Below are 13,532 nucleotides of genomic sequence, written 5' to 3'. Positions count from 1 at the left end.
GCCAACAACAATACTTAAAAATGCCGCTGCAATGGAGACATTTTTGATGACCTCAAAATGAAAGAGAGGTATAGCGGGATCTGTTAATGTGATATCCATGACAAGTGTCTAACGCCCAACTAAGGGGCGATAACACATGGGCTAAAATTAGGAACGAAGTGACGCAGCCCATGTGTTAGCGTCCCAGCGAGCAGCGCGAGCGCCTTTAGTTTTTTGTTATGTTGCATTTGTTAAAAAGAGCCACAATACTCGAATTTTCCACTACTTGAGCAAGCGATCTTGGTGTAACACCATGGTTATTAACTGTATCTGGATTAGCGCCATAAACCAGTAATAGAGAGATAATGTCATTATTATTGTTGGAATAAAAAACAGCTTTATGAAGAGCGCTATTACCGTTTGATTCAAGTAAGTCTGTGTCAGCTCCATTTTCTAGTAAAGCTTTTACAGCAGTATACGATTGTTCCTGTACTGCAAAATGTAGCGCGGACCATCCATTAATATCCTGTGCATTAACGTTAATTCCCTTATCGACTAACTCTTTGATACCTGCTGGATGTTCTGCAATAGGTGAGTCGATGATCAGGTAATGAAGCTTATTCCTTCCGTAAGAATCCACATTTACCCCGCAACATAACACCCGCATAACGGGCAATAACACGTAGGCTAAAATGGGAGCGAAGCGACCGAGCCTACGTGTTATTGTCCCAGCGAGCCCGCGAGCGAGTTTATGCGTTTGTTAGCTGCGTAGTGAAGGCCATCCTGAATTCTTATTGAATCCAGCTTCGATTTTGAGCCTTGAAATAACGTCAGATATAACATCGTAATCGGATTCACTCTGAAATAGTGCCCCTTTATCTTTTATGAAGTCACTTTTCTTTAGAGGTGTTCCGTATTTACCGGCCCAGATGGTGTATACACTTAAGCGTTTAAACAACTCTATTTCCTTTTCAGAAAAAGTATGGCCTATTTTTTCTGAAAGCCATTCCAAGTCATGGGGAGAAACACCTTTTGGGGTAATTGATTTTAGTCTATCGTTTTCAATTTTCAGTTCTTCTTTAAAAGCCAAAACTCCTTTGAAAGCATTCTCAGTAGCTATTCCTAGTAAAAAAAGAGAGCCTTTATGCGCACCAACCCGAAATTCATCTGATGAATCCCTTGAAATCATTGAGTTAAATAAAGCCTTAGATGCTTCAAGCATTTGAGACGCTTGTGTAAACCAAAACTCTGCGTTTTGCAATTTAGTATGAAAATCCATGTCCATTAAATCCTTCAAGCAGCTAACGGCCCGCATAACGGGCAAAAAGACGTAGGCTATAATACCGAGCGAAGCGAAAGGAGCCTACGTGTTTTTGTCCCAGCGAGCTTGCGAGCGAGTTTATGCGATTGTTAGGTGCTTCTGACTTAGTTTGAAACATCATTGCCAAGCAAAGTAAATTCGTCGGAATAACCTATGAAATAACCGCCATCCTCAAAAGTATAGGCACCGTAATACTCATAATTGTCCGCTTTTTCCGCTTGAATCAAAACAACATTGGTTTTTACACCTGATTCTTCGTCATAGTGAGTAGCGTACTGAGGAAGTTCAATATCCATCGGAGTGCCGATGTTTACACCTTCCGATTGGAGTAGGAAAACGGCTGCACCGCGATTAATGTCGTCTTCTGTCGCGACTCTGCCAGATACGAATGGAATTTCCTTTAGGGAAGGCCACTGCACGTCATCTGCTCCTTTTACATAAAACGGTAATACCGCAAGAATAATCAACAGTAATTTCACTTGGCACCTAACACCTAAATATGGGGCACAAACAGGCAGGCTACAATGGCGAAGCCGCCTGCCTGTTTGTGTCCCAGCCCGCCTGCGGGCGACATGATTTTTTTGTTATAAGACATGTTACTTAAAACCTTGAATAGTGCCATTGGTACCAACAATAAGGCATACGCCACCATAATATAAACAATCATCTTTTATGAATGGTGAAGAGCCATAAATATCCAGTGGAACAATATTATTAACTTCGTTGATACTTTTACCTATAAGCTGCGCGTTAATTAGAACGAACAGTTGCTCCGATATTTTAGTTTGGGTTTCTAGGCTTGCTTCCATGTAAGTTAAAGAGACGCCGTTATCCAAACTCCGATACATCCAAAACAAGTTGGTTAGTAGGAGTAATATTGAAAGGATACTGATAACAACCTTGTTCACTGAATTCCCTTTGTCTTATAACGCTAAGCTTTGGGGCGCAGGCACGGGGCTATAATCGCGAAGCGGCCCCGTGTTTGCGTCCCAGCGACCGAAGGGAGTGCCAACAGCGGTTTGTTAGGGCTCACCATGCTGAGACTTCCTGAAAACTTGGTTGCAGTGCTTTAAAGCTGTCTGAGGCATTTGCTTCCCACGGCCAAATGCCATGGACGGTAGGAAAGATTAGCTGAAGTGCTGGGTAACTAGTACCCTCATATAGCCAATTACACGAAAGCATAAACTCTTCTTTAAACCTCTTTGCTACAGGTTTAAAACAAACTTCAAATCCATCGAGAAACCCTTCATAAAAGCCGTCCTCTGTAAAAGTTTCTCCTTCTTGGACGCGGCGATTATATTCATTTGCGATCCAGGAGGACAATTCACTTCTTAAACCAAGGATGAGCACTTCTGGGCGACTTTCCTGTTTGTTGATGCCGACGGTATAAGTGAAATTAGGATCTTCTTCTTTGGGGTCAAATACAGAAGTAACATGGCATCCGTATTTTTCTATATTTTCTATAATCTTAATTTCTGCTTGGTTCATAAAACTTCCTTGTGAGCCCTAACTTTTAAATAAGGGGCGCAGACGTGTGGGCTAAAATCCGAACGAAGTGAGCAGCCCACATGTTTGCGTCCCAGCCCGCGCAGCGGGCGAACTTGATTTTTTTGTTAGGTGCGTGCATTTTTAAATCACTTCCCTAGGTGGTTGACCATGAAAGTCCAAGTACAATTTTCTGAGATTATCTGGTACGAGAGGCCAGCCACGTTCAATACCTTCTTTGGTACCTTTCCAGAATAAGTGCTCTGTATAATATACATCTATGTACTCGAATTCCGCCTTGGTTGCAGTATCTAGTTTCTTGCTCATGTACTGCAACTGCTCAAGTGCTTCTTCTAAGTCGCCTTGGTTTAACAAAATAGTTGTCAAATTTGCGAACTCTTCCATTAGAAATGTAAGCGCCCAACTCTCATGTTTTTCCATAAGAGGAACAGCGTCAGGAAATTTAGTGCGGATTTCTTTTAAGAATCGTCTTATTTCTGATTTAGCCATTGATTTACCAGAAGCACCTAACTTTTCAATAACGGGCGCAGGCACGTAGGGCATAATGGCGAAGCCGCCCTGCGTGTATGTGTCCCAGCGAACGAAGTGAGTGAGTTTATTGAGTTGTTAGGTGCGTTCACGATAAGACCTTTATAATTTGACCATTTACGACAGAAAAACCATTTTTGAAGTACCATTGCTCTAATCGATTTGTTTCTCCAACAATCTTTCCTGTCAGTTTGTTTAGGCCAATTCGTTTACAGTGTGCAATAACTGATTTCAGCAATAAAGTGCCGTAGCCTTTATTCCTGTGGGAAACAATTGTCTTCTTAGATGAAAAAAAAGAGTAATTATAGTGTGTTCTCTCTATAACTATGATGTCCGAAAGAACACCATCATTACCCTTAATACTGACGTGAGCCTTGCCCACTAATTCGTTTTCTACTTTACAGAGGAGTGAAAAACCAAAGGGCAACCTATCCTGAAACTCCATTTCTATTATATCCATGAGAGCACCTAACTTTCCAATAACGGGCGCAGACATGTGGGGCATAATGGCGCAGCCGCCCCGCGTGTATGCGTCCCAGCGAACGCAGTGAGTGTGTTGATTGGGTTGTTATACCCGTGCCTAATCATATATGCCAGGCGTTAAAATTTGCATCAACTTCTCAGGGTTTTCAACAGATGTAAAACCAAACTGCGAGTACAATCCGTGTGCGTCACTTGTTGCTAGCATAAACCTACGGAGACCTTGTAGGTCTGGATGGGATGATATGTTTTCCATAAGTTGTTTGCTTACCCCTTGACCACGAAACTTCTCTATTACAAAAACGTCGCTTAGATATGCAAATGTAGCTCTGTCTGTAATAACTCTAGCGAAACCAACTTGGTCTCCCCCGGTTGCATAGGCTCCAAATACAAGAGAATTGTCTATAGATTTTTGTAATGTTGAAAGCGGGATGTTTTTTGCCCAATAGGAGTTCGCCACAAAGGAGTGGATTAATTCGATGTCTAAGTCATCGTGGCTTGTACTTATATTAATCCCTTTCATTCTATCGATCCTTCAGAGGGTATAACGCCCGCATAACGGGCAAAAATACGTAGGCTACAATTACGAGCGAAGCGAGGGAGCCTACGTGTTTTTGTCCCCAGCGAGCGCAGCGAGTGGTTAATGCGTTTGTTATAAGCCGTATTAAATACAATCTAGTTGCACATAACAACCGGTAACCAAAGCAAAAAATGGCCATAAAAAACAATTAATAAATGCCAAGAAAGCAGAAATCACATGACGTGTATTGGCACTATTTTTTTGCGTAAGCCACGTTAAAAAATGACATACGATAATTGGAACTACAAATACTATTACGCTGAAGCTTATCAGGGCTATTTGCTTTGTCTCTCGCGCGTACATTGATGACGAGGAAAAATATGAGTAGAGAAATCCCAAAAGCAACCCTACTAACGACAAAACGATTGCCGCTCTGTTTCCGTACCGATTGATTACATAGTAATGAAGTTCAATCCATAAAAATGTACAAACAAATACGCTTATAAATAATATTGCCAAACTCAAATTCCCTGTGGCTTATAACGCTAAGCTTTGGGGCGCTAGCACGTGGGCTAAAATCCGAACGAAGTGAGTCAGCCCACGTGTTAGCGTCCCAGCGACCGGAGGGAGTGCCAACAGCGTTTTGTTAGGCGTACAAAGGAACGTACGCAGCTTTGCTGCCACCACTAGCCAAATAGACCGCGTATTTAAATTATTGAATTTAAGATAAAACAACCCAGTGCGAAATGCCAGATGTTAGAGAAAATGCTGGATAAAAGAGCGAGTTTAGAATACTGGTGATGCAGAATGTTGGCGTTGCGGTGTTGATGAAAAGCACGTTGCTAAAGCCGTTGAAACTACCGAAAAAGTAAGCTGTAAAGACACCCTAGCGAAACAACCTTGATGATGGAGTGTCACGTCTGAAGCCACATTTAATGCTGTAAGTAAATGACGCCTAACTTTTCAATAACGGGCGCAGGCACGTAGGGCATAATGGCGAAGCCGCCCTGCGTGTATGTGTCCCAGCGAACGAAGTGAGTGAGTTTATTGAGTTGTTAGGTGCGTTCACGATAAGACCTTTATAATTTGACCATTTACGACAGAAAAACCATTTTTGAAGTACCATTGCTCTAATCGATTTGTTTCTCCAACAATCTTTCCTGTCAGTTTGTTTAGGCCAATTCGTTTACAGTGTGCAATAACTGATTTCAGCAATAAAGTGCCGTAGCCTTTATTCCTGTGGGAAACAATTGTCTTCTTAGATGAAAAAAAAGAGTAATTATAGTGTGTTCTCTCTATAACTATGATGTCCGAAAGAACACCATCATTACCCTTAATACTGACGTGAGCCTTGCCCACTAATTCGTTTTCTACTTTACAGAGGAGTGAAAAACCAAAGGGCAACCTATCCTGAAACTCCATTTCTATTATATCCATGAGAGCACCTAACTTTTAAATAAGGGGCGCAGGCATGTGGGCTAAAATCCGAACGAAGTGAGCAGCCCACATGTTTGCGTCCCAGCCCGCGCAGCGGGCGAGCTTGATTTTTTTGTTATGTTTTGTTTTTAAAAACAACATACCGAAACATTAAAGCCTGAACCGAAGCAATTACGCCAAGTATCCAAGGGCCGTTAGTAGTACCACTTACCAGTAAAAAGGTAACTGGTAAAACCATGTAAAACAAATAGTTTGTTTTTTTGTACTTACAAGCCAGCCAGTGAACTGGAAACCCGATAATTAACCAGCCTGCTATAGATACCAGTAGGAAAACTCCAATATAGAGCGAAAAAGTTGCTATTAATCCGGGGATTTCGGAACTTTGTAAGTTACTTGCGCGGATAAGAAAGATCGCTGGCAATAGTAAACTAGATGTCAGTAAGCTCCTTATTATTGCCTTATCCCAATCACCTAAGTACACATGTTCCCCTGAAAAACATAACAATTTAATCGTTCCCTAAACGGGGCGATTTAACGAACCAGAACGGGGTTTTTGTCCGTTTGGTTTTAAATATGGTTAAACCATAACCTATCGATAGGATTAGTAAAATACGTTTTTGGTGTATTTTGCTCAAAGGTTAAAAACACCAAATCGGGTTGCAGGTGAATTTGGGGTATTTCGTGAATACTCTTGCAATAAAACAGGTACTAAAGTCAGTTATCTCGTTGTGATTTTTTAAATAGACTTTTTTATTTTGGAGTCGAACATGAAGTCTCAGTTTATTAAATCCCTGTACGAGCACATGATGCTCAAGCGCTATGCAAAGCGTACCATACAAACCTATATCAACTGGATTTCAGACTACATTCGTTTTCACAAATTTCAGCACCCGAAAGATCTCGACGTTTTGCATGTTGAAGCATACCTTACGCATTTATCCACCAAGCGAAAAAATGCGCGGTCTACACAAGCTACTGCACTAAATGCGCTGGTTTTTCTCTACAACAAGTATTTAGAGCAGCCGCTACCTACAGACATGAACTTTGTGGGAAGCGGAAGGGAAAGAAAACTACCGGTTGTGCTAACCCAGTTAGAAGTAAAAGCATTGCTTGGTAGAGTGCCTACCCATCATTACTTAGCGGTAGCACTTCTTTATGGAAGTGGGCTTCGGTTAATGGAGTGTGTTCGCCTTAGAGCGGGCGACATAGACTTCGACTACAAGTGTGTGAGGATTTGGTTTGGGAAAGGGGGCAAGCATCGAGTGGTAACGCTGTCGGAATCGCTGATTCCACTTTTAAAAAATCATATCAGTGAAAGTGAAAAACTTCTGCAACGAGATTTGATGGTGCCAGACTTTGCTGGAGCTTGGATCCCGCACGGGTTGAGGGAAAAGTATCAGCAGCGCAATAAAACGCTGGAGTGGCAATATTTGTTTCCTGCATCAAAATTAAGTATTGATCCAGAAAGTAAGCTATTGCGGCGACATCATATAGATGAGAAACAGATACAGCGTGCCGTAAGTCGCGCCTCAAGTGATGCGGGAATAATTAAGCATGTTACGCCTCATACACTTCGTCATTCAATAGCTACACATTTGCTGCAGTCAGGTGCAGATATCAGAACGGTGCAAGACCAGTTAGGGCATGCCGATGTTAGAACTACTCAAATCTATACACACATACTTCAACAAGGGGCGAATGGTGTAGTCAGCCCACTTTCTAATTTAGCTTTTTGATTTTAAATATGCGCTGCAACAAAAAAGGGCCCGAAGGCCCTTTTCAAAATTTAGCTTTAAAGCTCTAATATAAACGCTTATACACGCTCAAATACGGTAGCAATACCTTGGCCTAAACCAATACACATAGTCGCTAAGCCTAGGCTTACGTCTTGTGATTCCATTAGGTTGATAAGCGTACCTGAGATACGTGAACCAGAACAACCTAGTGGGTGACCAAGTGCAATCGCACCACCGTTAAGGTTAATCTTAGTATCTAGATGGTCCATCCAACCTAGTTGCTTAATGCACGATAGTGCCTGTGCCGCGAACGCTTCGTTAAACTCAGCAAGCTCAATATCGTCCATAGTAAGGCCAGCACGCTTAAGGGCTTTTTGTGTTGCTGGAACTGGGCCGTAGCCCATAATTGCCGCATCACAACCAGCCACCGCCATTGAGCGAATTTTCGCACGTGGTGTTAGGCCAAGCTCTTTCGCACGGTCTGCTGACATAAGTAGCATAGCAGATGCACCGTCAGACAGCGCAGAAGACGTGCCTGCAGTAACGGTACCGTTTACTGGGTCGAACACAGGGCGAAGTGCCGCCATGCTCTCAGCCGTGCTTTCTGGGCGTACTACTTCATCGTAGTCAATTAGCTTTAATACGCCGTTTGCATCGTGACCTTCAACAGGCACAATCTCGTTAGCCCAGCGGCCTTCAAGGTGTGCTTTATGCGCTAGCTGGTGCGAACGCGCACCAAATGCGTCTTGTTGCTCACGAGTAATACCGTTTTGACGGCCAAGTAGCTCGGCGGTCATACCCATCATGCCCGACGCTTTTGCCGTGTACTTAGCAAGACCTGGGTGGAAGTCGATGTTGTAGTTCATCGGTACGTGACCCATGTGCTCAACACCACCAATCATGTAAATGTCACCACGGCCGCTCATGATGCCACTTGTTGCATCGTGAAGCGCTTGCATTGATGAACCACATAAACGGTTAACCGTTACCGCGCCTGTTGTGCGTGGAATTTGTGTTAGTAGTTGCGCGTTACGTGCAACGTTGAAGCCTTGTTCTTTAGTTTGCTGAACACAGCCCCAAATGATGTCTTCAATTTCCGCTGGGTTTACGCCAGGGTTACGCTCTAGTAGCGCGGTCATTAGTGCTGCAGAAAGGTCTTCTGCGCGCACATTTCTGAAAACACCGTTTTTTGAACGACCCATAGGGGTACGTACGCAATCGATTACGACCACTTCTTTCATTAGTTTTTCCTCCGGGTCTTATGCGAAATATGATTTACCAGCAGCGGCCATTTCACGAACGCCGTCTGAGATCTGATAAATAGGACCAAGTTCAGCGTACTTGTCTGCCATAGCAACAAAGTTCGCCAAGCCAATGGTTTCAATCCAACGGAAAATACCACCGCGGAATGGAGGGAAACCTAAGCCGTAAAGTAGCGCCATATCTGCTTCAGCTGCGCTATCTACAATGCCTTCTTCTAGGCAGCGAATTGCTTCGTTTGCCATAGGGATCATAAGGCGTGCAATAATGTCGTCAGCTTCAAAGTCTGTCTTTTCAGCTACGTGTGGCGCCATTAGTGCGTATGCTTCTTCAGCAGGTGTTTTAGACGGCTTACCGCGCTTATCAACACCGTAGTTGTAGAAACCTTTACCGTTCTTCTGACCTAAACGTTCTTCTTTGTAGAACAGGGTTACCGGGTCGTTGTCTAGGCGCGCCATACGCTCTGGAATACCCGCTGCCATCACGTCTGCTGCGTGATCGCCCGTGTCGATACCTACAACGTCCATTAGGTAAGCAGGTCCCATAGGCCAGCCGAAGATTTTTTCCATTACTTTATCAACTGCAACGAAGTCTGCGCCGTCGATAAGAAGCTTACTGAAGCCCGCAAAGTATGGGAACAATACGCGGTTTACCAAGAACCCAGGGCAGTCGTTAACCACAATTGGGGTTTTGCCCATTTTAAGGGTAGCGGCTACTACCGCATTGATGGTTTCTTCTGACGTTTTTTCGCCACGAATAATTTCAACAAGCGGCATGCGGTGCACTGGGTTGAAGAAGTGCATACCACAGAAGCGCTCTGGCTTGTCTAGGCTTTCAGCTAGCTGATTGATAGAGATAGTAGAAGTGTTTGAAGTGATGATAGCGTCGTCTGCTACGTTGTCTTCTACTTCCTTGAGTACAATACCTTTTACTTTCGGGTTTTCTACAACCGCTTCAATCACAAGGTCTGCATCTTTAAGCGTGCTGTACTCAAGGGTAGGTGTAATTGCGTTAAGCGTTTGCGCCATTTTAGTCGCATCAACTTTACCGCGCTGCATACCTTTACCAAGAATTTTTGCTGCTTCTGAAAGACCAAGGTCTAGTGCACCTTGGTTAATGTCTTTCATGACTACCGGTGTGCCTTTCACCGCGCTTTGGTATGCAATACCGCCACCCATGATGCCTGCACCTAGTACAGCGTTAAGCTTAGATTGCTTGGTTGCCGCTTTTGCTTGCTTTTTACCTTTGCTCTTAACTAGCTGGTCGGCAAGGAAAATACCAATTTGCGCTTTCGCTGCGTCGGTTTTCGCTAACGCCACAAAGCCTTCATTTTCAAGCTTAAGTGCACCTTCACGGTCTAGGCCCGCTGCTTTTTGAACAGTCTCAACCATTTTGTGCGGTGCTGGGTAATGTTTGCCAGCTTGCGCAAATACCATAGCTTGAGCTGTCGAGAAGCTCATCATGGCTTCGTTTTTGTTTAGCTGTAGTGGGGCTTTCTTAACCGCACGACGTGCTTGCCAGTCAAATTTACCGTCAACGGCGTCTTTCACCATTGAAAGCGCGCCTTCAACTAGCGCCTCTGGTGCTACAACTGCATCAACTGCGCCTTCAGCAAGGGCTTTCGCGCCTTTTCTGTCACGGCCAGTAGTCATCCACTCAAGCGCATTGTCTGCACCAATAAGGCGAGGTAGGCGAACCGTACCACCAAAACCAGGCATGAGGCCTAGCTTAACTTCTGGTAAACCAATTGAAGCGGTAGTGTCTGCAATACGCATGTCACAAGCCAATGCCATTTCACAGCCGCCGCCAAGCGCGAAGCCGTTAACTGCAGCGATGGTAGGGAAAGGTAGGTCTTCGAAGCGGTCGAATACTTGTGAAGTATTGGCAACCCACTGTAGTACCTCGGCATCGTCCATGGCGAATAAACCAGTGAACTCGGTGATATCTGCACCTACGATAAATGCAGGTTTTGCACTGCGTACTACTAAGCCTTTAACATCGCCTTTAGCAAGTAGGGCTTTTGTTGCTTCGTCAAGCTCGGTCACCGTTTGGCGGTCGAACTTGTTTACTGAACCTTCGGCGTCGAATACCAGCTCAGCAAAGCCGTCATCTAACAGGCTGACGGAAAGACTTTTGCCTGTGTATATCATTATCATCTCCTTCGGCATTGGCCAGGATGTTAGTGAAGTAATCCAACTAATTTGTAGGGTCGTATGCATTCACTAACGCGTTAGGGTGGCTAGATTCTTTACAAAGCCACACAAAATTTCAACAAAAAATCAAACAAGCGTTTCAATTTGTCTAAGGTAGTGGTCCGATGACTTAAATTCAAGTCTAAATATCGAATTCACGCTTCATTTCGGTATTGGTGGTTGTATAATGAGCGTTATTGGCCCAAAGCGCCAATCCAGCAAAAGAATAATCTACAATCATGTCAACTATGTTTGTAAAGCATAAATAACGACAGCTGGCACAACATCTTCTTTGGCACGGAGCCAGGCTGAAATTTTCCCTTTGTTTATGAAACAAATGTAGTGGGTCAGTCGTAGTGCTGCTTTATCAGCAACATTTTACAATCAGCTCGATTAGGCTAATTCTCCGGTTTTCATAGGTCATTCGAGTGTAGAGCAGGGTAGGAGTTCTATTGTGTCTGGTTTTTATTTTAGTTCACGGTCAGGTCAGCGCTCGCTGGCAAAAAATAATAAATTATTCGCCACCGTTGTGGGGGCATTAGTTTGCTCGCTTTCTTCATTTTTCTCTATCGGCGCATGGGCTGCACAGCCTTTAACACTACCCGAAGATATTTTCGAAAAAGATCGTGCCCGCTATTTAGAAGTTGAAAAGAAGCTGCTTACTTATTCGAAACACCGCCTTCAACACCTTGATAACGACATTTATGAGTTAGCGCATTATCCACTTTATCCGTACCTGCTACGGCTTAAACTAGAGCGCACCATGTCAATCAAAACAAAGCGCGAAGTTAGTCAGTTTTTGGACGACTTTAACGGTCAGCCAGTAAGCTACGGAGTGCGCTACAAGTGGCTCAACTACTTAGCTAAAAAAGATTACCGCAGCACCTTTCTAGAAAATTATCGCCCCGGTATGGGCGCGCGGCTTACCTGTGTTGCGCTTAATTACCGTTTAAAAGAAGGTGAAAGCGAACAAGATATTCTCCATGAAGTGGATGCGCTTTGGCTTCATGGTCAGTCCCAGCCTGACGAATGCGATCCGCTTTTTGCGAAGTGGAAAAAAGCAGGCATGATGACGCCAGACATGGTGATAAAACGCATTGAAATTGCGGCAAAAGAAGACAACCGAAGTATTATCTCTTACCTAAAACGCCAACTTCCCAGCGATAAGCAATACATTGCAGACGCATGGTTATCGGTAACCCGCGACACTAGCCGCGTTAATAAAACCGCGCTTTTCCCACTTAAAAATACTTCGCATGAAGCTGAGGTAATAGTGTGGGCAATAGAAAAACTAGCCTGGCGAAACCCTGATTTAGCAGGCAAGGTTTTTAACCGTTACAACGACAAGAACATCTTCTCACAAGCCCAGCAACACGTTATGCGAAGAGCAATAGCGCTTAGCTACACACTAGACCGCCTTCCCCAAGCCCATCAGTGGCTAGAACTTGCTGATGTGCAAGGCGCCAGTGAAGATGTAAAGCTTTGGCATATTTCCCATTTATTGCGCACGAAAAAGTGGCAGGAAGTGGTTAATGTTATTGAGAGCGCTCCTGCCAGTTTGCAGCAAGAAGAAAACTATCGCTATTGGAAAGCCCGTGCTTTAGAAGCGCTTGGTCAAACTATGCAGGCTACTGTGCTTTACAAAGAGCTTGCGCAAGAACGCCATTACTATGGCTTTATGGCCAGTGCACATGTAGGCGAAATTCCGTCTCTTGCTCATACGCCGGCACCAAGAAACACGGCAGCTATAGCCAGTGTGGCGAAAACCCCAGCTACTATGCGCGCTGTAGAATTTTTCAGGTTAGACAGAACTACAGAAGCGCGTAGAGAGTGGTACTACTTGCTTTCCCATTTGCCTGAGGCGAAAGTGACTGATGCAGGCATACTCGCTTATGAGTGGGGGCTGTACGACCAAGCAATTACCAGCTTCGCAAGAAGCGGCTATTGGGACGATGTGGAACGCCGATTCCCACTGGCCTTTAATGATGTATTCAGCGAAAAGTCACAGGCATACAGCATTTCAAAGTCGCTGGCTATGGCTATAGCACGCCGCGAAAGTTCGTTTAGAAGCGATGCGATCTCTTCTGTGGGTGCAGCAGGGCTCATGCAGCTTATGCCTGGAACCGCGCGTTATGTGGCAAAAGAGAAAGTAAGTCGTAGCACACTTTTTCAGGTAGACGATAACGTTGAATACGGCGTGCAGTACCTTCGTTATTTAATGGACAAGCTAAACAATAACCCTGTGCTGGTGTCCGCATCGTATAATGCGGGGTGGCGCAAGGTGTTAGAATGGTTGCCAGCTAACGAAGCGCTGCCCGTGGATATTTGGATTGAGAATATTCCCTATAAAGAAACCCGTGCTTACGTAAAGGCGGTGATGGCGTATCAGCATATTTACGACCAACAGTTAGGTGGAAACGAGAATATCTTCCCTCAACTTACCCGCGATATGATCCCATCGGCTGATGCGGTCAGTACACATCCGGTAACAGGTACACTGCAACTAGCACCGCGATAGTTGTCAAAGGTTAGGCGTATAAGGGTACGCCTTTCAATACGTTATTATTTACCAG

At 44.3% G+C, this 13,532-nt stretch carries 14 protein-coding genes; 2 read left to right on the top strand and 12 right to left on the bottom strand.

Annotated features, from left to right (window positions below; genetic code table 11):
• Positions 1–205 precede the first annotated feature (205 nt).
• From ACXAFM_RS06680 to ACXAFM_RS06635, 10 genes are all read right to left on the bottom strand, one after another.
• Positions 206–646: an ankyrin repeat domain-containing protein gene (locus ACXAFM_RS06680; protein WP_474833877.1), complete on the bottom strand. Its 441-nt coding sequence runs from the start codon at positions 644–646 to the stop codon at positions 206–208.
• Positions 647–739: 93 nt separating this feature from the next.
• Positions 740–1,258: a hypothetical protein gene (locus ACXAFM_RS06675; protein ID WP_474833875.1), complete on the bottom strand. Its 519-nt coding sequence runs from the start codon at positions 1,256–1,258 to the stop codon at positions 740–742.
• Between the two features lie 146 nt (positions 1,259–1,404).
• The gene (locus tag ACXAFM_RS06670; RefSeq protein ID WP_474833874.1) at positions 1,405–1,779 is read right to left on the bottom strand and encodes a hypothetical protein; all 375 of its coding nucleotides are present in this window, start codon (positions 1,777–1,779) and stop codon (positions 1,405–1,407) included.
• Between the two features lie 117 nt (positions 1,780–1,896).
• Complete coding sequence (locus ACXAFM_RS06665) at positions 1,897–2,208, bottom strand: hypothetical protein (protein ID WP_474833872.1); 312 nt, start codon at positions 2,206–2,208, stop codon at positions 1,897–1,899.
• Positions 2,209–2,329: 121 nt separating this feature from the next.
• A complete protein-coding gene (locus tag ACXAFM_RS06660; RefSeq protein ID WP_474828012.1) occupies positions 2,330–2,788 on the bottom strand; it encodes a DUF4262 domain-containing protein in 459 nt (152 codons plus the stop codon).
• Between the two features lie 141 nt (positions 2,789–2,929).
• Positions 2,930–3,295 (bottom strand): DUF7674 family protein, encoded by a 366-nt coding sequence (locus tag ACXAFM_RS06655; RefSeq protein WP_474835551.1) that lies wholly within the window; start codon positions 3,293–3,295, stop codon positions 2,930–2,932.
• A 127-nt stretch (positions 3,296–3,422) separates the two neighbouring features.
• A complete protein-coding gene (locus ACXAFM_RS06650) occupies positions 3,423–3,794 on the bottom strand; it encodes a GNAT family N-acetyltransferase (RefSeq protein WP_474825957.1) in 372 nt (123 codons plus the stop codon).
• A gap of 120 nt (positions 3,795–3,914) precedes the next feature.
• Positions 3,915–4,337: a GNAT family N-acetyltransferase gene (locus tag ACXAFM_RS06645; protein WP_474828010.1), complete on the bottom strand. Its 423-nt coding sequence runs from the start codon at positions 4,335–4,337 to the stop codon at positions 3,915–3,917.
• Between the two features lie 1,062 nt (positions 4,338–5,399).
• A complete protein-coding gene (locus ACXAFM_RS06640; protein ID WP_474825957.1) occupies positions 5,400–5,771 on the bottom strand; it encodes a GNAT family N-acetyltransferase in 372 nt (123 codons plus the stop codon).
• Positions 5,772–5,886: 115 nt separating this feature from the next.
• Positions 5,887–6,252 carry a hypothetical protein gene (locus ACXAFM_RS06635; RefSeq protein WP_474828008.1) on the bottom strand — a complete coding sequence of 122 codons (366 nt, stop codon included), beginning with the start codon at positions 6,250–6,252 and terminating at the stop codon, positions 5,887–5,889.
• A 286-nt stretch (positions 6,253–6,538) separates the two neighbouring features.
• Between ACXAFM_RS06635 and ACXAFM_RS06630 the strand changes: the two genes are divergently transcribed.
• Positions 6,539–7,507 carry an integron integrase gene (locus ACXAFM_RS06630; protein ID WP_474828006.1) on the top strand — a complete coding sequence of 323 codons (969 nt, stop codon included), beginning with the start codon at positions 6,539–6,541 and terminating at the stop codon, positions 7,505–7,507.
• A 77-nt stretch (positions 7,508–7,584) separates the two neighbouring features.
• Here ACXAFM_RS06630 and fadA read toward each other — a convergent pair whose 3' ends face one another.
• Together fadA and fadB are read right to left on the bottom strand one after the other, a co-directional pair.
• Positions 7,585–8,748 carry an acetyl-CoA C-acyltransferase FadA gene (fadA, locus tag ACXAFM_RS06625; protein WP_071816941.1) on the bottom strand — a complete coding sequence of 388 codons (1,164 nt, stop codon included), beginning with the start codon at positions 8,746–8,748 and terminating at the stop codon, positions 7,585–7,587.
• A gap of 18 nt (positions 8,749–8,766) precedes the next feature.
• Positions 8,767–10,917 carry a fatty acid oxidation complex subunit alpha FadB gene (gene fadB / locus ACXAFM_RS06620; RefSeq protein WP_474828003.1) on the bottom strand — a complete coding sequence of 717 codons (2,151 nt, stop codon included), beginning with the start codon at positions 10,915–10,917 and terminating at the stop codon, positions 8,767–8,769.
• Between the two features lie 496 nt (positions 10,918–11,413).
• Between fadB and ACXAFM_RS06615 the strand changes: the two genes are divergently transcribed.
• Positions 11,414–13,477, top strand: a complete 2,064-nt coding sequence (locus tag ACXAFM_RS06615; protein ID WP_474828001.1) for a transglycosylase SLT domain-containing protein — start codon at positions 11,414–11,416, stop codon at positions 13,475–13,477.
• The last annotated feature ends 55 nt before the right edge of the window (positions 13,478–13,532 follow it).

This window comes from Alteromonas sp. ABD4_190, from assembly GCF_056160105.1.
This window is presented reverse-complemented; position numbering and strand designations above follow the sequence as displayed.

Coding starts and splice junctions, on each gene's coding strand:
- ACXAFM_RS06640 (WP_474825957.1), bottom strand. CDS start 5,771: ATGGATATAATAGAAATGGAGTTTCAGGATAGGTTGCCCTTTGGTTTT.
- ACXAFM_RS06650 (WP_474825957.1), bottom strand. CDS start 3,794: ATGGATATAATAGAAATGGAGTTTCAGGATAGGTTGCCCTTTGGTTTT.
- ACXAFM_RS06645 (WP_474828010.1), bottom strand. CDS start 4,337: ATGAAAGGGATTAATATAAGTACAAGCCACGATGACTTAGACATCGAA.
- ACXAFM_RS06655 (WP_474835551.1), bottom strand. CDS start 3,295: ATGGCTAAATCAGAAATAAGACGATTCTTAAAAGAAATCCGCACTAAA.
- ACXAFM_RS06630 (WP_474828006.1), top strand. CDS start 6,539: ATGAAGTCTCAGTTTATTAAATCCCTGTACGAGCACATGATGCTCAAG.
- fadB (WP_474828003.1), bottom strand. CDS start 10,917: ATGATATACACAGGCAAAAGTCTTTCCGTCAGCCTGTTAGATGACGGC.
- ACXAFM_RS06675 (WP_474833875.1), bottom strand. CDS start 1,258: ATGGATTTTCATACTAAATTGCAAAACGCAGAGTTTTGGTTTACACAA.
- ACXAFM_RS06680 (WP_474833877.1), bottom strand. CDS start 646: ATGCGGGTGTTATGTTGCGGGGTAAATGTGGATTCTTACGGAAGGAAT.
- ACXAFM_RS06660 (WP_474828012.1), bottom strand. CDS start 2,788: ATGAACCAAGCAGAAATTAAGATTATAGAAAATATAGAAAAATACGGA.
- fadA (WP_071816941.1), bottom strand. CDS start 8,748: ATGAAAGAAGTGGTCGTAATCGATTGCGTACGTACCCCTATGGGTCGT.